The sequence below is a fragment of the Nocardia sp. NPDC004568 genome (assembly GCF_040609955.1).
In the GTDB taxonomy this organism is placed as follows: Bacteria; Actinomycetota; Actinomycetes; order Mycobacteriales; family Mycobacteriaceae; genus Nocardia.
On sequence record NZ_JBEXLL010000053.1, the window covers coordinates 20,209 to 40,399 of the forward strand.

Here is a 20,191-nt window from a genome sequence, read left to right on the forward strand (position 1 = left end):
GGGGGCCGCTGGTGGTACCGGGTGGTACCGTTCGGTATGGCCGGTTTGAACGTCAGATTCAGCGATGAAGAGCTGGAGGCCTTGCGAAAGCGTGCCGAACGGGAGGGGCGGAGCATGCAGCAGTTCGCGCACGATGCCGTGATATCCGCGATCAACGAGCATTCGCGACTGTTCAACGAAGCCGCCGATCATGTTCTGGCTGCCAGCGAGGAACTCAATCGACGGCTCGCCTGATGGAGTACTTGACGCTCGTCGAGTTGATGAACCTCGCGGAGCGGCTGGGTACCGCGGAGGTCCGGGATTACGGACTGTTGGAGTCGGCGCTGGCACGTCCACGGGCCAGCGTATTCGGCCAGGACGCCTACCCGGATATATGGCAGAAGGCCGCGGCATTGATGGAGTCGATTGCGCGCAACCATACGATGGTCGATGGGAACAAGCGGCTTGCCTGGTATGCCACATGGGTGTTCCTGCATCTCAACGGGCATCCACTGGCAGCGGATTTCGATGTGGACGCGGCCGAGGAGTTCGTCCTGGCGGTGGCACAGGGGCAGCTCGACCTGGCAAAGATCGGCGAAGGACTGACAAGCTTCGAAGGATGACGGGCCTCGGTCGGCGCAGCCGGCGGAGAGCCATTCGAAGCGACGAGTGGATCAGGGTCGCTGGGCTACCGCTCGGGCGCAGGTCGGTTGCCACGGAGCAAGTCCATGATTTCGTCGGTGCTCATACCCTCGATCCCTCTACTGTCGGCAGTGCCGCGCAATCGATCAACCAGCTGCTCGCCGCGAGTAGGGTTGTCACCGCTCCGGACGATACGGAGCGTGCCATCGACCTCGATCACCTCCACGTCGTCTCCTTCGTGCAGGTCGAACTTCGCTCGTAAGGCCGAAGGAATGGTGATCTGGCCTTTGCTGTCGATTATCACCGCGCGCTCCCGTCGTACGTATGACGTGTACTACGTGATATTGCGCGCGGTGAGACCGCTCGACAAGGTGGCAGCTCAGGCGGATTCGGGGACGAACTGCGCCAGGGGGAGCAGGTGGTTGGTGGCCCCGCCCAGGGCGAACTCGTTGCGGGTGGCGGCGGTGAAATAGTTGTGCGCGATGTGATCGCGGTCGATACCGACGCCGCCGTGTACGTGGACCAGGGTGTGGGCGATCTGATGGCCCGCCTCGGCGGCCCAGAACTTCGCGGTGTGCACGGCCCCGGTGGCGTCGAGGCCCTCGGCGAGCTGCCAGGCGGCCTGGGTGACCGTCAGGCGCAGACCCTGGAGGCTGATGTAGCTGTCGGACAGGCGCTGGGCCACGGCCTGGAAGCTGCCGATGGCGCGGCCGAACTGCTCGCGTTCGCGGGCGTAGTCGGCGACCAGTTCCAGCGAGCGTTCGAGGGTGCCCAGCTGCTGGGCCGCCAGGCCGAGCCAGGCCCGGTCGAGCAGCCAGTCCAGGATCCGGGCGCCGTCCTCGACGGTGCCGAGCAGCTCGGCCGGCGCGTCGGTGAACTCGACGAGTGATTCGGCGCTACGGTCGGTCACCTGCTGGGCGGTCACCGTGACGGAGTCGGCCGCGGGGTCGACCAGGAAGACGGCGGCGACCCCGGACACTGTCGCGGGGACCAGGATGCGGGCCGCCCGGTCGGCGACCGGGACCGTGGTCTTGGTGCCGGTGACGCGCCAGCCGCCGTCGGTCTCGGTGGCCGTCGTGGTGGGGCGGGCCGGTTCCCAGTTGTGTTCCTCGGCCAGCGCCACGGTCAGGATCGCGGTGCCCGCGCCGGCGTCGGTGGCGAGCTGCTTCTGCTCGGCGGACCCGAACTCGGACAGTGCGCCCGCGCCCAGGACGACCGACCACAGGTAGGGGACCGCGGCGACGGCCTTGCCGAGTTCGCGCAGGATCGCGGTCTGTTCGAGCGAACCGAAGCCGCTGCCGCCCACTTCCTCGGGCAGGGCGGCGGCGAGCACGCCGGTCTCCGCGAGCGATTTCCACAGCGGCTCGTCGAACTTCGCGGTACCTGCGTCCAATTCGCGCAGGCGATCGGCGGTGACCAGTTTGTCGCAGACCTCGCCGGTGAGCCGGGCCAGATCCGACTGGGCTTCGGTGGGGGTGAAATCCATGGTGAACTCCTGAATCGGGTGTCAGCGGCCGGAGGCGGGCTGCTTCAGAGCGGTCATGGCGATGATGTCGCGCTGCACCTCGTTGGTGCCGCCGCCGAAGGTGAGGATCAGGGCGGCGCGATGCATCCGCTCGAGCCGGCCGCGCAGGACCGAGCCGGGGGAGTCCTGCCGCAGCGAGGCCTGCGGGCCGAGCACCTCCATGAGCAACCGGTACGCCTCGGTGGACAGTTCGGTGCCGTAGACCTTGCAGGCCGAGGCATCCCACGGGCGCGGTGCGGCGTCCCCGCCCGCGTCCGCCCGGCTGGCGATCTCCCAGTTCATCAGCTTCAGATATTCGACCTTGGCGTGCACGCGGGCCAGGTTGAGCTGCACCCATTCGCGGTCGAAGACGCGGGAGCCGTCCGCGGCCTTCGTCTCCTTGGCCCACGCGGTCGTCTGGGCCAGGGCCAGCTGCAGCGCGGCGGCGGAGGTCAGCGCGACCCGCTCGTGGTTGAGCTGATTGGTGACCAGCGGCCAGCCGCCGTTCTCCGGACCGACCAGTGAGCTGACCGGAACGCGTACATCCTGGTAGTAGGTCGCGCTGGTGTCGGGGCCGGCCATGGTGTGCACCGGGGTCCAGGAGAAGCCCTCGGCGTCGGTGGGCACGATCAGCATGCTGATGCCCTTGTGCTTCTTGGCGGTGGGGTCGGTACGGACGGCCAGCCAGACGTAGTCGGCGTAGGCGATGAGGCTGGTCCACATCTTCTGGCCGTTGATCACGTAGTCGTCGCCGTCGCGCACCGCGGTGGTGCGCAGACTCGCCAGGTCGGTGCCCGCGCCGGGCTCGGAGTAGCCGATGGCGAAGTGCAGTTCACCGGCGGCGATCTTGGGCAGGAAGAACTTCTTCTGCTCGTCGCTGCCGTAGTGCATGATCGTCGGCGCGACCGAGTTGATGGTCAGGAACGGCACCGGGGCGCCCGCGATGGCGGCTTCGTCGGTGAAGATCAACTGATCCAGCATGGGCCGGTTCTGGCCGCCGAACTCCTCGGGCCAGCCCAGCGCCAGCCAGCCGTCGCGGCCCATCTCCGCGACGACCTCGCGGTACACATTGCCCTGGCCGTACTCGCCGGTCTGGGAGCTGAGCGCGGCCCGCCGTTCGGGGGTGATCAGCCGCGCGAAGTATTCGCGCAACTCGGCGCGTAGCTGGTCATGTTCCGGGGTATACGCAATGCGCATAGCGGTACCTCGAGCCTTCGTTCTACGGGATTGGAGATGGGCCGGGATGTGGGATCGCGCCGCGCTCACCCTCTGAGAGCGCGGAATGGATCTCCGATACCTTGCTCCGATCATTGCATATGCACTGAAACATGTTCCAGTATTGAAGGGTAATCAGCCCATGTAGCCAGTCTCGTCGGCCGTCGCTTGTTAGGCTTCGGCCAAAGGGCGGGAAAAGGAGTTTCGATGAAGGTCAGCGTTGACTTCGATCAGTGCGAAGCGAACGGAATCTGTGCGGGAATCGCTCCCGACGTCTTTGAACTCGATGACGAGGACATGCTGCACGTCGCCGAGGGCGAGGTCGCGCCCGATCAGGAGTCGCAAGTGGCCGAAGCGGTCGCGCAATGCCCGAAAGCGGCGTTGCGTTTGCTGTGAATCGGCTCTTGCCGTGAATAAGAACACGTTCTAGAGTCGGCCCGGTGAGCGATACAGATACCAGCCTTGCCGGGCGAGTTGCGATCGTGACCGGAGCGGGTGCGGGCCTCGGTAAGGCCGAAGCGCTCGCCCTGGCCGCAGCCGGTGCCTCGGTCGTGGTCAACGATCTGGCCGAGTCCGACGCCGTGTCCGAGACGCTGGAGCAGGTGCGAGCACTCGGCGCCAAGGCCGAGTTCGTGGCCGGCAGTGTCGCCGAGCGGTCGACCGCCGACGCGTTGATCACCGCGGCCACCGAATCCTTCGGTGGCCTGGACATCGTGGTCAACAACGCGGGTATCACCCGCGACAAGATGCTCTTCAATATGTCCGACGAGGACTGGGACGCGGTCCTCGCGGTACATCTGCGTGGGCATTTCCTGCTGACCCGCAATGCCGGCGCCTACTGGCGGGCGAAGTCGAAGGAAGCCGGTGCGCCGGTCTACGGCCGGATCGTCAACACCTCGTCGGAGGCCGGGCTGCTCGGTCCGGAAGGTCAGGCGAACTACGCCGCCGCCAAGGCCGGTATCACCGCCCTCACGCTGTCGGCCTCGCGCGCGCTGAACCGGTTCGGTGTCCGGGCCAATGCCATCTGCCCGCGGGCGCGCACCGCCATGACCGAACAGGTCTTCAGCGCGGCCCCCGAAGGCGAGGTCGATCCGCTCTCGCCCGAGCATGTGGCGCGATTGGTGGCCTACCTGGCCTCTCCCGCGGCCGACGCGGTCAACGGCCAGGTGTTCGTGGTGTACGGACCCATGGTCGCGTTGATGGCCGCGCCGGAGGTCGAGCAGCGGTTCGACGCCGCGGGCGCGCAGTGGTCAGGTGACGATCTGGCCACCACGCTGACCGGTTACTTCGCCGGGCGCGAAGAAGGTCGTACGTTCTCTGCAACGGCTCTGCACGAACTGGGTTGAGCGCCGGCGTCGGCGCGCGTCGCGGGGTTTCGGCCCCGGATGCGCCCGGCGAGAGTTGAACAACCGTCCAGTCATTGGTAAACAGAGTGATCGACTGTGCCCGGCCTCGCACAATGATGCTCAAGGCGTATGAATCCTGTTTCAATCCCGCTGTCTGGGATTGAGACAAGTTTCCAGTTCAGAAGCCTCAAAATGGCCCCAAATAGGAAATGAACGTGTTCTACTTAGCGGGGCGTGCGCCGGGTTGTACTCCGAGCTGCCGCCAGCGGGACCAGTAGTCGGGCAAGGAGGATCATCAGTGACCGAGGTCCTTACCGTGCCATTGCGGGCCGTCGGCGGATTCTTCGAACTCGCCGCGGCCGTGGCCCGGGCCAGTCTGCGCCGGCCGTTCCAGATGCGCGAGTTCATCGATCAGTCGTGGTTCGTCGCGCGAGTGTCCATCATCCCGACACTGCTCGTGGCCATACCTTTCACCGTGCTGGTGAGCTTCACCCTGAACATCCTGCTGCGCGAGATCGGCGCCGCCGATCTCAGCGGCGCGGGTGCGGCCTTCGGCGCGGTCACCCAGGTCGGCCCGATCGTCACCGTGCTGATCGTGGCCGGGGCCGGCGCCACCGCCATCTGCGCGGACCTCGGGGCCCGCACCATCCGTGAAGAGATCGACGCCATGAAGGTGCTCGGTATCGACCCCATCCACCGCCTGGTGGTCCCGCGGGTGCTGGCGTCGATGTTCGTGGCGCTGCTGCTGAACAGCCTGGTGTGCACCATCGGCATCGTGGGCGGGTTCCTTTTCTCGGTCTATCTGCAGGACGTGAATCCCGGCGCGTTCGTCAACGGCATCACCCTGCTGACCCATCTTCCCGAATTGCTCATCTCCGCGGTCAAGGCCGGCCTTTTCGGCTTGATCGCCGGCCTGGTGGCCTGCTATCTGGGTTTGAATGTCAAAGGTGGTCCCAAAAGTGTCGGTGATGCGGTGAACCAGACAGTGGTTTTCGCCTTCATGGCGCTGTTCGTGGTGAACGTCGTGGTCACCGCCGTCGGCCTCAAATTCGCGGTGCGGTGATATGTCGGCCTCGGTGATCATCCAGTCCCGCTTCCCGAAATTCGTCCGCCGCGTCCGTCGCTGGTCCACCTCCCTGGACAACCTCGGCAAGCAGGCGGTGTTCTACGGCAAGGCGATCGGCTCGATGCCGCGCGCGCTGGTGCACTATCGCACCGAAACGATCCGGCTCATCGCCGAGATCAGCATGGGCAGCGGCGCGCTGGCGGTGATCGGCGGCACCGTGGTGATCGTCGGCTTCCTGACCCTCTTCTCCGGCGGCACCATCGCCGTGCAGGGCTACAGCTCGCTCGGCAATATCGGTGTCGAGGCGCTGACCGGCTTCTTCGCGGCGTTCCTCAATGTCCGCATCGCCGCCCCGGTGATCTCCGGAATCGGCCTGGCGGCCACCATCGGGGCGGGCTCCACCGCGCAGCTGGGGGCCATGCGGGTGGCCGAGGAGATCGACGCCCTGGAATCCATGGCGATCCGGCCGGTGCCGTACCTGGTGGGCACCCGGGTGCTCGCCGGAATGATCGCGATCGTGCCGCTCTACGCGTTGGCCGTGATCGCGTCGTTCATCGCCAGCCGATTCGCCACCGTCGTCATCTACGGTCAGTCGGCCGGTGTGTACGACCACTATTTCTCCACATTCCTTATTCCGAGCGACATTCTGTGGTCGTTCGCCCAAGCCATTTTCATGGCGCTGGCGGTGATGATGATCCATACCTATTACGGCTACAACGCGGCCGGCGGCCCGGTGGGGGTGGGCGTCGCGGTGGGTAACGCGGTGCGCAGCTCGCTGGTCGCCGTGGTCACGGTGACCCTGCTGATCTCCCTCGCCGTCTACGGCACCTCCGGCAACTTCAACCTTTCCGGATAGCCGCGATGACGGGACTGATGCGAGCGAACAGCAAGGGGACAGGGGCGTCGAACGCCACCGCGGGTGGGTCGTCTCGCGGTGGCGAAGACCCCTGGGCCCCCATCGGGGCGAATCGCTGGACGGCGGTCCGCGAGAAGGCCGGGCTGAAACTGGCCGGGGTGGGGATGGTGCTGGCGGCCGTGGCGGCCGTGACCGTCTCGCTGACCATGTTCTTCGGCGGTTTCACCCCGAGCGTCGAGGTGACCGTGTCCGCGCCGCGCAGCGGCCTGGTCCTCGACCCGGACGCCAAGGTGAAGGTGCGCGGGGTGCAGATCGGGCGGGTGGCCGGAATCGACCGCACGCCCGACGGTACGAATCTGCGACTGGCGCTGAACCCGGACCTGCTGCACCTGGTCCCGGCCAATTCCACCGTCGATATTCGTTCGACCACGGTATTCGGGGCCAAGTACATCAACTTCGTGATCCCGCAGGAGCCCGCCGCGAAATCCCTGCAACCGGGCGCGCTGTTGGCGGCCGATCAGGTGACCGTCGAGTTCAACACGCTGTTCCAGCACCTCAGCGATGTCCTCGCCGATGTGCAGCCGGAGAAATTGAGCGCCACGCTGACCGCCCTGGGCACGGCACTGCAGGGCCGCGGCGTTAGCCTCGGGCAGCTGCTCGCCGACAGCGACGCCTACCTGCGGGAGATCAACCCGATGCTGCCCACCCTGCAGCGCGACCTGAACACCACGGCCGCGGTGAGCAACCTCTACGCCGATGTCTCCGGTGATCTGCTGCGGACCGCGGACGGCGCGACGGTCAGCAGCCGCACGCTCACCGAATCCGAATCCGATGTCGACTCCCTGCTGGCGAATATCACCGGTCTCGCCGACACCACGGGTGCGGTGCTGCGCGACAACGAGGCGCAGATCAATACGGCCTTGGATCTGCTGCGTCCGACCGGTGAGCTGCTGAACGGGTACAAGGAAGCGTTGTTCTGCCTGATCGGCGGTAGTGCCAAGGCGCTGCCGCTCGGTGAGGCGGTCTTCGGCGGCGGACAGGAAGGTGTCGCCCTGAACACGGGATTCATGTACGGGTCTCCGCCTTACACCTATCCGAACGATCTGCCGAAGGTGAACGCCACCGGCGGGCCGCGGTGCGCGGGTCTGCTCGACCGGGTGCCGGACAGTCATTCCGATTACGTCGTCACCGACACGTCGGAGGGGCATCCGTACACGCCCGTGACGAAGCTGCAACTCAACGCCCCCAAGGTTTTCCAGGTACTGTTCGCCGGACTCCCGGGGGTGGGACAGCCATGAGGAACACCGGTACCACCGTCAAACTCGCCGTCTTCACATTGGTGATGACCCTGATCTTCGCCGGGTTGGCGGTGGTCTTCTCGCAGATGCGTTTCTCCCGGGAGACCGGCTACCACGCGGTCTTCACCAGCGCCTCGGGCATGCTGCCCGGCGACAAGGTCCGGATTGCCGGTGTGCCGGTCGGGTCGGTGTCGTCGGTGAAGGTCGACGACGAATACCACGCGCACGTGAAGTTCGATGTCGACACGAAATACAAGCTGCTGACCAGTACCCGCGCGACCATCCGCTACGAGAACCTCGTCGGCGACCGCTATCTGGAACTGATGGAGGGGCCCGGTGAGGCGACCACCCTGCACAAGGGCGGCACCATCGGACTGGACAAGACCGCACCCGCACTCGATCTGGACATGCTGCTCGGCGGGTTCAAACCGCTACTGCGCGGGCTGAATCCGGCGCAGGTCAACGATCTGACCAACGCGCTGCTGCAGATCTTCCAGGGTCAGGGCGGCACGCTGGTCGAACTGCTCAACAGCGGCGGATCGTTCACCAGAACCCTCGCCGACCGGGACGCGCTCATCGGCAGCGTCATCGACAACCTGAACTCGGTGCTGAAAACCATCGACGACCGCGGTGACCAGTTCGCCACCACCATCGACGAACTGCGCCGCCTGGTGAGCGGGCTGGCCGCCGACCGCGACCCGATCGGTGCCGCGCTGCCGCGTATCGCCGACGCCACCGCCGCCACCACCGATCTGCTGGCGCAGGCCCGCCCCGATCTGGCGGCGACCGTCGCGCAGACCGGCCGGCTGGCCACCAACCTCGACAACGGTTCGGACACCGTGCAGTGGGTGCTGGACAAACTGCCGGCCACCTACCGCAAGCTGATCCGCATCGGTTCCTATGGTTCTTTCCTGCAGCTGTACGTATGCCGGACGAACTTCCTGATCGACGGTCCGGACGGGAAACCGCTGCTGCTCGAACTACCCGGTGAGCAGACGACCGGAAGGTGTGCCAGCGAATGAGAGAGCAATCGCGCGCGGTGACCATCGGCGTCGTCGGACTGGTGCTCGCCGTGGCGGTCGCGCTGTCGGCCCTGCAGTTCGAACGTCTGCCCTTCATCCGCGGCGGTGCCACGTTCACCGCCTACTTCGCCGACGCCGGCGGTCTGGTGACCGGTGACGACGTGGAGGTCGCGGGGGTGCGTTCGGGCAAGGTCGAGGATGTGAGCCTGGACGGCGCGCAGGTGCTGGTACGGTTCAGCCTCGACGAATCGATCGTGCTCGGCGACAAGACCTCGGCCGCCATCAAGACCAATACGGTGCTGGGCCGTAAATCGCTGGCCGTCGCCCCGGCCGGCGACGGGGCACTGAAGGTCACCGACACCATCCCGCTCGGCCGCACCACCTCGCCGTACTCGCTGAACGAAGCACTCAGCGATCTGGCCGGCACGGTGGGCGACCTGGATCTGGAGAAGGTGAACCAGACACTGGACACGCTGTCGGCCGCCTTCGCCGATACACCCGCGCCGCTGCGGTCCGCGCTGGACGGCGTCACCGCGCTCTCCCGCAGTATCAACGCCCGCGACCAGGCGCTGTCGGATCTGCTGACCCGCGCCCAGGACGTCACCAAGATCCTGGCCGACCGCGCCGATTCCATCAACGCCCTGCTGGTGGACGGTAATCAGCTGCTCGGCGAACTGGACCGGCGGCGGACCGCGATCAGCCAGATGATCGTGTACGTGAACGCGCTCGCCCAGCAGCTGTCCGGGCTGGTGCACGACAACGAGGCCCAGCTGCAGCCGGCGCTGGACAAACTCAACTCGGTGCTGGACCTGCTGGAACGCAACCGGGACAACATCAACGGCGCGCTCGACGGCCTGGGCCCCTTCGCCGCGGCGCTCGGTGAACAGGTCGGCAGCGGACCGTACTTCAACGCCTACGTCGTCAATGCCAGCAGTGAGACGCTGCACCCGCTGGTGGACGCGCTGGTGTGGCCGCAGCATCTGCCCGAATCGTTGCGCGCCTATCTGCTCGAACCCGGTCCCAAGATCGGCCCATCCGTCCAGGAGCCGCCGCGATGAGGTGCGATACCTCCGCCTTCGCCACGTCCTCCGCCGACCGCGTGAATCTGCTTCGAGAAGGAGTGATGCCGCGATGACTTCGTCTCGTTCCGGGCATTGCGGGCCGCGTGAATCTGCTCCGAGGAGGATTCTGTGTCGACTCTGACGGACAAGGTTCGGGCCGTGCCACGTAAGTGGGTGGCGATCGTTGCCGGTGTCGTGGTGGTGGCGCTGGTCGCCTTCGGTGGGTACACGGCCTACCAGCGGATCACCAAGAACGAGGTCACCGCCTACTTCACCTCCACCAGTGGCCTGTACGCGGGCGACGAGGTGCGGGTGCTGGGTGTGCCGATCGGCCGGATCGACACCATCGAACCGGGCAAGGACCAGGTGAAGGTCACAATGTCGGTGGACGGCGGCATCGACCTGCCCGCCGACGCGCGGGCGGTGATCATCGCGCCGTCGCTGGTCTCGGCCCGGTTCATCCAGATCGCGCCCGCCTACACCGGCGGCGACACCCTCGGGGACGGCGCTGTGATCCCGATCGACCGCACCGCGGTCCCGGTCGAATGGGACGACATCAAAACCGAGCTGAACAAACTGTCCACCGCTCTCGGCCCGGTCGGGGACGACCCGCAGGGCTCCTTCGGCCGGTTCGTCGACACCGCCGCCGACAACCTCGACGGTAACGGCGACCGGTTCCGCGCCACTCTGCACGAGCTCTCGGCCACCCTGACCACCCTGTCCGACGGCCGCACCGACCTGTTCGGCACCATCCGGAATCTGCAGAAGTTCGTGGACGTGCTGTCCAAGAGCAACGATCAGATCGTGGAGTTCGGTGGCCGGCTGGCCTCGGTGTCGTCGGTACTGGCCGGGGTATCGCAGGATCTCGGCGCCGGACTGGACAACCTGGATCTGGCGCTGGGCGATGTGCACCGGTTCCTGGACAGCAGCGGCACCGAACTCACCGAAGGCGTGCAGCGGCTGGCCGATGTCACCCAGATCCTGGTCGACAAGCGACCGCAACTGGAACAGGCGCTGCATTCGGGCCCGACCGCGCTGGTGAACTTCTACCAGATCTACAAACCCGCCCAGGGCACGCTGACCGGCGCCATCTCCCTGAACAACTTCGCCGATCCACTGAGTTTCCTGTGCGGTTCGGTCCGCGCGCTCGAACAGAACGAGTCCGAGACCAGCGCGGACCTGTGCGCTCAGTATCTCGCCCCGGTGCTCAGTTCGCTGGCCATGAACTACCTGCCCATCATGACCAACCCCGCGACCGGTGTCACGGCGTTCCCGAACCAGTTGCAATACACGACACCGGATCTGGCCGGAAAAGTGGATCCGCAGAAGGTGGGCCCGCCGGCCGCGCCCGAACCGGCGCCGATCACCGTGCCGGCCGGTGTCGCGGGGCTGGCCATCCCCGGTGTGCAACTGCCCGGGATTCCCGGTCTGCCCGGAGGAGGGCGATGATGCGCCGGCTCGAGCTGCGGGGCCCGGGGGCCCGGCGCCGGATCGCCGCGGTGGCCGCGGGGCTGACACTGGCGCTGTCGGCCACGGGCTGCCAGTACGACGGACTCAACTCGCTGCCCATGCCCGGTACCGAGGGCACCGGCGAAGGTTCCTACAAGGTCCGGATCCAGATGCCGAATGTGACCACGTTGACCCGGAACTCACCGGTGCGCGTCGACGACGTGGCGGTCGGCTCGGTGACCGATATCGAGATCGAGGACTGGCACGCGCTGGTCACGGTATCGCTGAATCCCGGCGTGGTGCTGCCGGCCAACTCCACCGCCAAGATCGGTCAGACCAGCCTGCTCGGCAGCAACCATGTGGAGCTGGCACCGCCGACCGGAGTGCCGCCGGAAGGCCGCCTGGCCGACGGCGATGTGATCCCGCTGGACCGGGCCGGGGTCTACCCGACCACCGAACAGGTGCTGTCCTCGCTGTCGGTCGTGCTCAACGGCGGCGGTATCTCGCAACTGGAGAACATCACCACCGAACTCAACAAAGCGCTCGTCGGCAACGAGGACGAGGTGCGCGACCTGATTCCGCAGATGAACGATCTGATCCGCAATCTCGACGCGCAGCGGGGCGACATCATCGCCGCGATGGAGGGCCTGGACCGGGTCAGCGGGCAGTTCGTCCAGCAGACCGATGTGGTGGCCGCGGCCATCGAAGAGATCCATCCGGCGCTCACCGTGCTCGCCGACCGGCGGCAGAACATCACGACCACCATCACGAAACTCGGTGAGCTCAGTGATGTGGTGAACCGCCTGATCGCCGCGAGCGGTGACAACCTGAAAGCGAACCTGGCCAACCTGGCCCCGGTATTGCAGACCCTCGCCGACACCGGCGCCGATCTCACCGAATCGCTGAAGATCATCGCCTCCTTCCCGTTCCCGCTGAAGAACCTGGACAAGGCGATCAAGGGCGACTATTTGAACCTGTTCATGACCGTCGACCTCACCGGCGCCCGGCTGGATTCCAACTTCCTCACCGGAACCGGTCTCGGCGGTATGTTCGGCGGCGTCGAGGTCGCGCTCGGGCAGGTCGCCGGACCCGCCGGCCAGCAGGGCAACCCGCTGACCACCCCGCTGGCACCGCCGCCGCCCGCGCCGGCCGCCGGGGAACAGCCGCAACCGACCATTCCAGGGCTGCCGCCGATTCCCGGCCTGCCCGCCATCCCCGGGCTCACGGTGCCGGTGCCCGGGCCGCAGCCGCAAGGGGGCGAGGGCCCGTGACACTCACCCGTTTCGTCCGGATCCAGCTGACGATCTTCGCGATCCTCACCGTGGTCGGGCTGGCCGTCATGGGCGGCACCTATGTGGGCGTGCCCGCACTGCTCGGGATCGGCCGCTACGAGGTCACGGTGGAACTGGCGGCCACCGGCGGGCTCTACCAGAACGCCAATGTCGCCTACCGGGGCACCAACGTGGGGGTGGTCCGCGAGGTCCGGCTCACCACCGAGGGCGTCGAAGCGAAGCTGTCGGTCGACAGCGACTACAAGATCCCCGCCGACTCCTCGGCGCTGATCCGTAGCGTCTCGGCGATCGGCGAGCAGTACGTCGACCTGGTGCCGCCCCCGGATCCGGGAGACGCCAACCTCTACGACGGCAGCGTCATCCCGGTGGACCGCACCGAACTCCCACAGGACGTGGGGGCGCTGCTGGACCAGGCCGACCGCCTGCTGGCCAGCGTCGCCGACACCCGGCTGCGGCAGGTCATCGACGAGGCGTTCCGGGCATTCAACGGCGCCGGACCGGATCTGCAGCGTTTCATCGACTCCGCGTCGCTGCTGGTACAGGAGGCCAACGACAATGTGGGCCCGACCAAACAGCTGATCGAGCAGATCGGGCCGCTGCTGGACACCCAGGTGAACTCCGATGCCGCGATCCGCTCCTGGACCCGGGATCTGGCGACCGTCACCGACACGCTGCGCGCCCATGATCCAGCGCTGCGCAATATTCTCGCCAACGGGCCGGCCGCGCTCCAGCGAGTGACCCGGCAGTTCGAGGATCTGCGGCCGACACTGCCACTGCTGCTGAACAATCTGGTGAGTCTGGGCCAGGTGGGTGTCACCTACCACTCCGGCCTGGAACAGATCCTGGTGGTGTATCCGCCGCTGATCGCGGCCCTGCTCACTGCGGTCCGCGGGCCGATGGAATACGGCGCGCTGGTCGACTTCATGACCGTGCTCAACGACCCGCCGCCGTGCACCACCGGCTTCCTGCCGCCCGACCAGCGCCGCGATCCGAGCGAACTCGACACCATCGACACGCCCGAGGGCCTGTACTGCAAGGTGCCGCAGGACGACAAGACCGCGGTCCGCGGTATCCGCAATACGCCCTGTATGGAATATCCCGGCCGCCGGGCACCGAGCCCCGAATTGTGCCGCACCGGCTACGTTCCGCTCGGCACCAACCCGCCCTTCGGGCCGCCGCAGCCGGTCGCCCCGACCGAACCGCCGGCGCCGGTGGCGCCCGCGGCCGCCCCCGACACGGCGCCGGGGGTTGCGGGAGTACCCCCGGCACCTGCTAGTTTCTCGGGCGCAAGCACCCCCGCTGCCGCTCTCTCCTACGATCCGGCCACCGGGGTCTACACCAGCAGCGACGGCCGCAGCTACCGTCAGGGCGATATCGCCCCCGGCGGTTCGGGCACCGTACCCGCGGATTGGCAGGCAATGTTCGAGGAGCAGCAACGATGAGCGAAACCAAGGACCCGCGCCGCACCCGCCGCCGGGCCAGCCGCACCGCGGGCCCGCCCCCGGCCGAGTCCCCGGCGACCGAGAAGCTCGAAACCGGAGCCACCGACCCCGGCGCGGCGGAGGAAGCGGCCGCGGCGACGGTCGCCACCGGGAAAACAACGGGTTCCGCCGAGCAGACCGGAACCGCCGCCCCGAAGGCCGGAGCAGCGTCCGCGAAGACTGCGGAAACGGAGCCCGCCGCCGCGACGACCGAGAAAGAGACGGTCGGGGCCGGCGAGAAATCCACTGCCGAGCCCGTCACCGACAAGGTCACCCTGGATGAAGCTGCCGAAGGGGCGCCGGAGTCCGCCGGGGCAGCGGAGAGTTCGGCGGACACCGTGCGGCTGACGAAAGCCGGTGCGGCCACCGATTCGACAGAGCAGGCCGGCGACGACTCCGCGGCCGACGAGGCCGGAACCACGGAGACTCCGGCGTCCGGCCGGTCGTGGAAACGGGCCGTGGCCCTCGCCGCGGCGGCTGTGCTGGTGATCGGGCTGGTCGGCGCCGCCGTGGTCTCGGTGTTCGCCGTGCAGTCCACCCAGCAGCGCGACGAACGCCGGTCGGAATACGTGGCCACCGCGCGGCAGACGGTACTCAACCTGACCACCATCCGCGCCGATACCGCCAAGGAGGATATCGACCGCATCCTCACCATGGCCTCCGGTGAATTCAAAACCGAATTCGACGGCCGGGTGGACCCGTTCACCGAAATCGTGAAACAGGCCAAGGTCGTCTCCACTGGCGAGGTGGTGGAGGCCGCGGTCGAACGCGACGACGGGAACTCGGCGGTGATCCTGGTGGCGGCGAAGCAGACGCTCACCAACGCGGGGTCGCAGGAACAGCAGCAGCGGTTCTACCGGTTCCGGGTGACCGTGCAGCGGGCCGAGGACGGCACGCTGACCGCCTCGGACGTCAAGTTCGTGGCATGACCGGGGTTGAGCACTTACAGTGTCGTGAGCCTACCCAGGCTGGTCAGGGTGCGCTTCTGCAAGCCCCTTTCACCTTCTCCGGATGGTCGGCATACGTGGTCGGGGCCCGCCCCGGTTCTGGAGCGACAGAGCGAGGGAGCGCAGCGACTGAGCGTCGGAGTGAAGAACCGGGGTCACGAGGGCCCCGACCCGCGGCGCCGGAGGCGGCGCAATCGAACACAGGAACCGAGAATGAGCGTGCGTAACAAGATCCTGGCCGGCGTGACCGCGGTGGTCGTGGTGGCGGCGGCGGTGGTGGCCGGGATCGGCGGCTACCGGTACTGGGACTATCGGCAGTCGGAGCAGTCCCGCACCGATGCCGTGGCCGCGGCGACCCGCACGGTATCGGCCATGTTCAGCTACGAATTCCAAACGGTGGACCAGGAACTCCCGAAAACCGCCGAGGAATTGGCACCCGACTTCAAGGCCGACTATCTCGAGCTGATCGACAAGGCGATCGTGCCGGGGGCCAAGGAGAAGGAACTCACCGTCAAGGCCACCACACAGGCCGGGGGAGTGGTTTCGGCCGACCGTGCGCACGCCGTGGTGCTGCTCTTCCTCAACCAGGTCACCACCAGCAAGGAAAGCCCGCAGGGCACCACCACCGGTAGCCGGGTGCGGGTCGCGCTCGACAAATCCGACGATCGCTGGCTGGTCGCCTCGGTCACCCCGATCTGACCGTTAACCGACTACCTGGCCAGTAAATCGACGATAGCTCTACTCGGGCAGCAAGCCCGGCACCGAGTTCAAGCCCTGGTCGATAAACGGCTCGATGCTCTTGCCATGTGGAGGTGCTGTCGATCGAGCCGGGTGAGGGTCGGCGGCGGACACCGCGGTTCAAGATTCGCAGTCTTTCATCGGCTACCATATTATGACGTGACACGGCAGAGAGGTCATAATATGACGCCCAATGAAATGCGGAGCGTTGTGGTGAGTCAGGCCGAAGTCTTGGCGCCTCGCATGTATGAGGGCGTTGCGTCCGCGTTGGCTGACGCCGAGGCGCGGGCGAGGGGATTTGGGCACGCCAAGTACCCTCACTTCCGGCCCTTGGCTGCGCGGATCGCCTTCCGCGAGTACCTCGAGAAAGAGGGGCTTCCTCCACAGTGGAATGTTGACGGCAATCCTGCCGCCATGGGGCAGTTGTACCTCTCGGCACCGGCGCTTGGTCTCAAGCTGCGCTTCCTGAAGGAACGCCGGAGAACATATCCCAGCGGAGTGCCTGTTGCAGGTAAGAACCGCGCCCGGCGAGAAGCGTGGCGCCAGGGAGTGTTGTTCAGTCGGTCGGAGTTGCGCCCGGCGGACGCCGAGCTATCGGTGTATGAACTTCTGCTCCTCTGGGACTACGCGAAAAGCGCTTCGGTCAGCGAGGGCTTTACGTTGCGCATAGTCCGGCCGCTCGCCCCTGGCGTCTATGGCAAAGCTGTGCCCTTCGACCTCGATATCGCGTTGAAGCCGGGTGGCGATATATTCACGAGCATGACGTTCGTAGGCGATGTAGATGACGAAGACTTTTTCGGCACTGCGCAAATCGACCGCGAAGAAAATGACGGATGACCGGTGCGGATAACTGTGCACTCCTAGGCTCACGTCTTCAAGCCCTACGTGATCTGAAGGAGTTGACGCAGCAGGATCTCGCCCTGGCTGCCGGAGTATCGCAGACATTTTTGTCGCGCGTTCAGAACGGCACCCGTGGCTTACCGCAGGGACTTGCTCTCGAGTTGTGCCGGACGTACTCGTTGCCTATGTCCTTCTTCGCCGTGACGGACGGTGTCACCGACGTAGGGCAGTTCACATTCCGCAAACGTGCTCGCGCCAGTGCTCGTGATGAGCGGCGTGTCAAACGTCTATATTCCGAAGCTGCTCGGCTGTTCAATGCGATATCCGCTGAATCCGGATTCCGCACGAGCGGACTTCCGGATCCAAAAGAGTTCGACAATGACCCCGAGGAGTGCGCCGAAGCGCTGCGGCGCTCGGCTGGGCTTGGCCCTGACGAGCCGGTTAAGAACGTCACCCGGCTGTTGGAACGCCATGGCGTCGGTGTGGTCAACGACCTGGACGACAGCTTTGAGGGCGCATCGGATCATGTTGGAGTTTCGCGGCCAAATGCCGGTACCGAGCGACCGTTGATCGCCTTGACGACTCAGCTGCCAGGGGCTGTGCAGCGCCTAAGTCTCGGGCATGAAGCCGCTCATTGGATTTTTGACCGGCAGCTTGCTTCGCCTATAGGAAGCACGCGGAGTCTAGAGGAATCTCGCGCTTTTCGTTTTGGTGGCGCGTTGCTGCTGCCACAACGGGTAGTTGCCGAGCGAGTGTCTGAAACGCTCTCGCTGCACGGCTACCTGCGTATAAAAGCAGATTATGGCATCTCGGTGGCGGCTATCGTCCGGCGGGCCAAGGATATCGGAGTCATCTCACCAGCGCGGTATCGTAGCTTGAGCATTCAAATGTCTTCCCAGGGCTGGCGGACGAATGAGCCCGTGGAGGTAGCCCGCGAGGCGCCACGGCTATTTTTACAGGCAGTTGAAAAAGTTTATGGCCGTCATTTTGTCTCGCGTGCATCCGATGAGCACGGCATCGATCCGAACCTCATCCGCCGCTGGCTCGGGGTCGCGTCCGTTCCCCGTCAGGGAACTGAAGCTGAGGCCAGCAATGTTGTCTCAGTTGCCTTTGGATCGCTAGCTGCTGCCGGTGTGGGGTCGCAGGGCCGATCTGGCCGGTAGAAGACGACCCGAATGGGTCAGTACGACTCGCCACGTGCATAGCGGGTACGACGCAGATGTCGGCCCCGACCACGATTACGGCTCTTGTAGGTCGGCAGCTGTGAATCGCAGTTCGGACAGACGAGGCGTAGGTTTTCCCGCCGGTTTGCGGTCGGGTCGCCGTCGATATGATCGAGTACGAACGCCAGGGGCTTTCCGCGCCATTCGCCGCCGATCCCGCATATCGCGCAGCGACCGTCCTGAGCCAGCGCGAGATAGTCGCGTATGTAATGGCCCTGGTAGCTACCCACCTCGGCCTCGCCTGTCGCCAGCCACAGGCGAGTCTTATCCGCACGCTGCGTGGCCTGCTGGCAGCTCGTCGTGCAGTACAACTTCTGGCTGCGTTTGGTCAACAGCGCGGAACACCCCCGGCAGTGCCTCATGGCGCGAAAAGTACTCCGGCCCACCGACATGTCGGTGGGCCGGAATGAGCGGAGCCGCCTGTGGGACTCGAACCCACAACCTACGCATTACAAGTACGTTGCGCTGCCAGTTGCGCCAAGGCGGCGGAGGGGCCCGCGAACACGGTCGCCCGGCAGCCGATCATACGGTGCGGTTCGGGAGTTCGCGAAATGTAAAGCCCGGCCAGCGGGCTCACGCCTTCGGCGCGCGGAGCCCGCGAAGGGAGTCGCACGCCAAAGGCGGAGCCCGCGTCGGCCGGGCCCGTGGAGATCCGGCCTACTTGCGGGCCGCCTCGTCGGCCGCCATGGCGTCACGCAGGCTCTTGGGCCGCATATCGGTCCAATTCTGCTCCACGTACTCCACACAGGCGGCGCGGCTGTCCTCACCGAAGACCACCCGCCAGCCGGCCGGCACTTCGGCGAAGGCGGGCCACAGGGAGTGCTGTTCTTCGTCGTTGACCAGTACGAAGAAGCGGCCGTCCTCGTCGTCGAACGGGTTGGTGCTCATTTCACCTCACTGGGGTGCTCATGGGTTGTGGATTCGGATCTGTGTGGGCCCACCCCGGCGGCTCGGGTCTGATATCCGGCTGCCGTGTCGCGAACCCAAACGATGTGTCGACACTAGCAAGCTCGGCGTTAGCTGTGGGCCCTCCCCTCAGGCGGCGAAGAATTCCAGCAAGATCTTGTTCACCGCGTCCGGACGCTCCAGATAGCCGTAGTGACCGGCGTCGGGAACCTCCTGGTAGCGGCCGCCCGGGATCGCGTCGGCGACCTCTCTGGCCAGGTACGGCGGGATCATCCGGTCGTCCGCGAAACCGACGGCCAGGCACGGCACCCGGATATCGCGGTAGGCGTGCAGGCGGTCGAACTCGTGGTCCATCCGGCGCTGCGCGCGGATTCCGGGCGGCACGGGTCCACCGGTGAACTCGAACAGATCCAGCCAGTCGCGGGCCTTGTTCGTATCGGCCATGGTGGCCGGCGAGAGATTCATCACCGCGGTCAGGGCGGCCTCGTACTTGGCCGGCAACCGCACCTCGTTCGCGTCCATCTCGTGCTCGCCCAGCGACAGTGTCTTCTGGAACTGGTCCAGCCGGCCGTGCCCGGCGAGGAACACCGCCTTGCGCACCAGTTCGGGGCGCGCGAGCGCGAGCTCCTGTGCCACCCGGGCGCCCATCGAGGTACCGGCCACGAGCGCGGGCCCCTCGTCGAGGAATTCGATCAGGGCCGCCGTATCGGCCACCATCTCGTGGATGGTCATCCCGTCGGCGGCCTCGTAGGTGGGAGCGATACCCCGGTTGTCGAACGTGCACACCCGGTATCCGGCCGCGAGCAGCGCCGGCACCTGGTGCAGCTCCCACACCCGGCCGGGGCTACCGGTACCCATGACGAGCACCACCAGCGGACCGCCGCCTTTGACGTCGGTGCCCTTGGCGCGGTCTCCCTTGACCTGATAGTTGAGCGATATTCCGTTCACCGTGGCCAACGGCATGCTGCGGGCCCCTTCCTCATCGTTTCTGCTGCCAAAGGTATAGCCCGGGGGGCCCCGCCACGTTACCCGCGCCGGAAGCGACCACTTCCCCGGACAGATACCATTGACATTTCACATACAAGCGCACCTGCCGGGAGGACTGAGATGGCCGCGAAGAGCAGCGCCAACGGTATCGCCGACGACGATCTGGAACCCCTCGCCGACGAGACCGCTCGTCAGGCGCAGCGGGTCGTGGCCGCCTATGCCGCCGATGCCGACGAATGCCGGATGCTCCTGTCGATGCTCGGTATCGGCCCCGGGGCTCGCACCGAGTAAACAGCCGCCGGCGCCAACGGCGACGTCGGCGGATCCCACACACAACTA

23 protein-coding genes and 1 tRNA gene are annotated in these 20,191 nt (G+C 66.3%); 17 read left to right on the forward strand and 7 right to left on the reverse strand.

What is annotated here, in order from left to right:
• The first annotated feature begins 36 nt into the window (after positions 1-36).
• The gene (locus ABZV91_RS22240) at positions 37-234 is read left to right on the forward strand and encodes an antitoxin Phd (RefSeq protein WP_355244799.1); all 198 of its coding nucleotides are present in this window, start codon (positions 37-39) and stop codon (positions 232-234) included.
• The gene (locus ABZV91_RS22245) at positions 234-602 is read left to right on the forward strand and encodes a type II toxin-antitoxin system death-on-curing family toxin (protein WP_355244802.1); all 369 of its coding nucleotides are present in this window, start codon (positions 234-236) and stop codon (positions 600-602) included. The genes ABZV91_RS22240 and ABZV91_RS22245 overlap by 1 nt, the downstream gene beginning before the upstream one ends.
• Positions 603-667: 65 nt before the next feature.
• On the opposite strand, the gene ABZV91_RS22250 is transcribed toward ABZV91_RS22245, so the two are convergent.
• The 3 genes from ABZV91_RS22250 to ABZV91_RS22260 form a co-directional block, all read right to left on the reverse strand.
• Positions 668-925 (reverse strand): AbrB/MazE/SpoVT family DNA-binding domain-containing protein, encoded by a 258-nt coding sequence (locus ABZV91_RS22250; protein ID WP_355244805.1) that lies wholly within the window; start codon positions 923-925, stop codon positions 668-670.
• A 75-nt stretch (positions 926-1,000) separates the two neighbouring features.
• Complete coding sequence (locus ABZV91_RS22255; protein ID WP_355244808.1) at positions 1,001-2,107, reverse strand: acyl-CoA dehydrogenase family protein; 1,107 nt, start codon at positions 2,105-2,107, stop codon at positions 1,001-1,003.
• Between the two features lie 21 nt (positions 2,108-2,128).
• A complete protein-coding gene (locus ABZV91_RS22260) occupies positions 2,129-3,322 on the reverse strand; it encodes an acyl-CoA dehydrogenase family protein (protein ID WP_355244811.1) in 1,194 nt (397 codons plus the stop codon).
• A gap of 225 nt (positions 3,323-3,547) precedes the next feature.
• Between ABZV91_RS22260 and ABZV91_RS22265 the strand changes: the two genes are divergently transcribed.
• From ABZV91_RS22265 to ABZV91_RS22330, 14 genes are all read left to right on the forward strand, one after another.
• On the forward strand, positions 3,548-3,736 hold the full coding sequence (locus ABZV91_RS22265) for a ferredoxin (RefSeq protein ID WP_030522901.1): 189 nt from the start codon (positions 3,548-3,550) through the stop codon (positions 3,734-3,736).
• A gap of 44 nt (positions 3,737-3,780) precedes the next feature.
• Positions 3,781-4,686 carry a 3-oxoacyl-ACP reductase gene (locus ABZV91_RS22270; protein WP_355244814.1) on the forward strand — a complete coding sequence of 302 codons (906 nt, stop codon included), beginning with the start codon at positions 3,781-3,783 and terminating at the stop codon, positions 4,684-4,686.
• Between the two features lie 298 nt (positions 4,687-4,984).
• The gene (locus ABZV91_RS22275) at positions 4,985-5,749 is read left to right on the forward strand and encodes an ABC transporter permease (protein WP_030522899.1); all 765 of its coding nucleotides are present in this window, start codon (positions 4,985-4,987) and stop codon (positions 5,747-5,749) included.
• Position 5,750: 1 nt separating this feature from the next.
• Positions 5,751-6,608 (forward strand): ABC transporter permease, encoded by an 858-nt coding sequence (locus ABZV91_RS22280; RefSeq protein WP_063062248.1) that lies wholly within the window; start codon positions 5,751-5,753, stop codon positions 6,606-6,608.
• A gap of 164 nt (positions 6,609-6,772) precedes the next feature.
• Positions 6,773-7,906: an MCE family protein gene (locus ABZV91_RS22285; RefSeq protein ID WP_355244880.1), complete on the forward strand. Its 1,134-nt coding sequence runs from the start codon at positions 6,773-6,775 to the stop codon at positions 7,904-7,906.
• Positions 7,903-8,928 (forward strand): MCE family protein, encoded by a 1,026-nt coding sequence (locus tag ABZV91_RS22290; protein WP_355244818.1) that lies wholly within the window; start codon positions 7,903-7,905, stop codon positions 8,926-8,928. The genes ABZV91_RS22285 and ABZV91_RS22290 overlap by 4 nt, the downstream gene beginning before the upstream one ends.
• The gene (locus ABZV91_RS22295) at positions 8,925-9,986 is read left to right on the forward strand and encodes an MCE family protein (protein WP_355244821.1); all 1,062 of its coding nucleotides are present in this window, start codon (positions 8,925-8,927) and stop codon (positions 9,984-9,986) included. Before ABZV91_RS22290 ends, ABZV91_RS22295 begins: the two co-directional genes overlap by 4 nt.
• A gap of 183 nt (positions 9,987-10,169) precedes the next feature.
• Positions 10,170-11,438, forward strand: coding sequence for an MCE family protein (locus ABZV91_RS22300; RefSeq protein WP_355244883.1), 1,269 nt, complete (start codon positions 10,170-10,172; stop codon positions 11,436-11,438).
• On the forward strand, positions 11,438-12,709 hold the full coding sequence (locus ABZV91_RS22305; protein ID WP_355244886.1) for an MCE family protein: 1,272 nt from the start codon (positions 11,438-11,440) through the stop codon (positions 12,707-12,709). Before ABZV91_RS22300 ends, ABZV91_RS22305 begins: the two co-directional genes overlap by 1 nt.
• Positions 12,706-14,172 carry an MlaD family protein gene (locus ABZV91_RS22310; protein WP_355244824.1) on the forward strand — a complete coding sequence of 489 codons (1,467 nt, stop codon included), beginning with the start codon at positions 12,706-12,708 and terminating at the stop codon, positions 14,170-14,172. Before ABZV91_RS22305 ends, ABZV91_RS22310 begins: the two co-directional genes overlap by 4 nt.
• Complete coding sequence (locus tag ABZV91_RS22315) at positions 14,169-15,140, forward strand: hypothetical protein (protein WP_355244827.1); 972 nt, start codon at positions 14,169-14,171, stop codon at positions 15,138-15,140. Before ABZV91_RS22310 ends, ABZV91_RS22315 begins: the two co-directional genes overlap by 4 nt.
• Before the next feature lie 231 nt (positions 15,141-15,371).
• The gene (locus ABZV91_RS22320; protein ID WP_355244830.1) at positions 15,372-15,857 is read left to right on the forward strand and encodes a h domain protein; all 486 of its coding nucleotides are present in this window, start codon (positions 15,372-15,374) and stop codon (positions 15,855-15,857) included.
• Between the two features lie 222 nt (positions 15,858-16,079).
• On the forward strand, positions 16,080-16,733 hold the full coding sequence (locus ABZV91_RS22325) for a hypothetical protein (RefSeq protein WP_355244833.1): 654 nt from the start codon (positions 16,080-16,082) through the stop codon (positions 16,731-16,733).
• Positions 16,730-17,899 (forward strand): helix-turn-helix transcriptional regulator, encoded by a 1,170-nt coding sequence (locus ABZV91_RS22330; RefSeq protein WP_355244836.1) that lies wholly within the window; start codon positions 16,730-16,732, stop codon positions 17,897-17,899. Before ABZV91_RS22325 ends, ABZV91_RS22330 begins: the two co-directional genes overlap by 4 nt.
• A 17-nt stretch (positions 17,900-17,916) precedes the next feature.
• Here the strand turns inward: ABZV91_RS22330 and ABZV91_RS22335 are convergent, their stop codons facing one another.
• The 4 genes from ABZV91_RS22335 to ABZV91_RS22350 form a co-directional block, all read right to left on the reverse strand.
• A complete protein-coding gene (locus ABZV91_RS22335; RefSeq protein WP_355244839.1) occupies positions 17,917-18,321 on the reverse strand; it encodes an HNH endonuclease signature motif containing protein in 405 nt (134 codons plus the stop codon).
• A gap of 52 nt (positions 18,322-18,373) precedes the next feature.
• Positions 18,374-18,446, reverse strand: a tRNA-Thr gene (locus tag ABZV91_RS22340).
• Positions 18,447-18,616: 170 nt separating this feature from the next.
• The gene (locus ABZV91_RS22345; RefSeq protein ID WP_030522889.1) at positions 18,617-18,847 is read right to left on the reverse strand and encodes an MbtH family protein; all 231 of its coding nucleotides are present in this window, start codon (positions 18,845-18,847) and stop codon (positions 18,617-18,619) included.
• 147 nt (positions 18,848-18,994) lie between these two features.
• Positions 18,995-19,828, reverse strand: coding sequence for an alpha/beta hydrolase (locus ABZV91_RS22350; protein WP_355244842.1), 834 nt, complete (start codon positions 19,826-19,828; stop codon positions 18,995-18,997).
• 144 nt (positions 19,829-19,972) lie between these two features.
• On the opposite strand from ABZV91_RS22350, the gene ABZV91_RS22355 reads away from it, so the two are divergent.
• Positions 19,973-20,143: a hypothetical protein gene (locus ABZV91_RS22355; RefSeq protein WP_195055567.1), complete on the forward strand. Its 171-nt coding sequence runs from the start codon at positions 19,973-19,975 to the stop codon at positions 20,141-20,143.
• The last annotated feature ends 48 nt before the right edge of the window (positions 20,144-20,191 follow it).

Excerpts from the sequence above, each read along its gene's own strand:
- ABZV91_RS22330 (WP_355244836.1), top strand. The coding sequence starts at position 16,730 with ATGACCGGTGCGGATAACTGTGCACTCCTAGGCTCACGTCTTCAAGCC.
- ABZV91_RS22280 (WP_063062248.1), top strand. The coding sequence starts at position 5,751 with ATGTCGGCCTCGGTGATCATCCAGTCCCGCTTCCCGAAATTCGTCCGC.
- ABZV91_RS22260 (WP_355244811.1), bottom strand. The coding sequence starts at position 3,322 with ATGCGCATTGCGTATACCCCGGAACATGACCAGCTACGCGCCGAGTTG.
- ABZV91_RS22315 (WP_355244827.1), top strand. The coding sequence starts at position 14,169 with ATGAGCGAAACCAAGGACCCGCGCCGCACCCGCCGCCGGGCCAGCCGC.
- ABZV91_RS22345 (WP_030522889.1), bottom strand. The coding sequence starts at position 18,847 with ATGAGCACCAACCCGTTCGACGACGAGGACGGCCGCTTCTTCGTACTG.
- ABZV91_RS22350 (WP_355244842.1), bottom strand. The coding sequence starts at position 19,828 with ATGCCGTTGGCCACGGTGAACGGAATATCGCTCAACTATCAGGTCAAG.
- ABZV91_RS22265 (WP_030522901.1), top strand. The coding sequence starts at position 3,548 with ATGAAGGTCAGCGTTGACTTCGATCAGTGCGAAGCGAACGGAATCTGT.
- ABZV91_RS22320 (WP_355244830.1), top strand. The coding sequence starts at position 15,372 with ATGAGCGTGCGTAACAAGATCCTGGCCGGCGTGACCGCGGTGGTCGTG.
- ABZV91_RS22325 (WP_355244833.1), top strand. The coding sequence starts at position 16,080 with ATGACGCCCAATGAAATGCGGAGCGTTGTGGTGAGTCAGGCCGAAGTC.
- ABZV91_RS22245 (WP_355244802.1), top strand. The coding sequence starts at position 234 with ATGGAGTACTTGACGCTCGTCGAGTTGATGAACCTCGCGGAGCGGCTG.
- ABZV91_RS22295 (WP_355244821.1), top strand. The coding sequence starts at position 8,925 with ATGAGAGAGCAATCGCGCGCGGTGACCATCGGCGTCGTCGGACTGGTG.
- ABZV91_RS22285 (WP_355244880.1), top strand. The coding sequence starts at position 6,773 with ATGGTGCTGGCGGCCGTGGCGGCCGTGACCGTCTCGCTGACCATGTTC.
- ABZV91_RS22305 (WP_355244886.1), top strand. The coding sequence starts at position 11,438 with ATGCGCCGGCTCGAGCTGCGGGGCCCGGGGGCCCGGCGCCGGATCGCC.
- ABZV91_RS22355 (WP_195055567.1), top strand. The coding sequence starts at position 19,973 with ATGGCCGCGAAGAGCAGCGCCAACGGTATCGCCGACGACGATCTGGAA.
- ABZV91_RS22255 (WP_355244808.1), bottom strand. The coding sequence starts at position 2,107 with ATGGATTTCACCCCCACCGAAGCCCAGTCGGATCTGGCCCGGCTCACC.
- ABZV91_RS22335 (WP_355244839.1), bottom strand. The coding sequence starts at position 18,321 with ATGAGGCACTGCCGGGGGTGTTCCGCGCTGTTGACCAAACGCAGCCAG.
- ABZV91_RS22290 (WP_355244818.1), top strand. The coding sequence starts at position 7,903 with ATGAGGAACACCGGTACCACCGTCAAACTCGCCGTCTTCACATTGGTG.
- ABZV91_RS22240 (WP_355244799.1), top strand. The coding sequence starts at position 37 with ATGGCCGGTTTGAACGTCAGATTCAGCGATGAAGAGCTGGAGGCCTTG.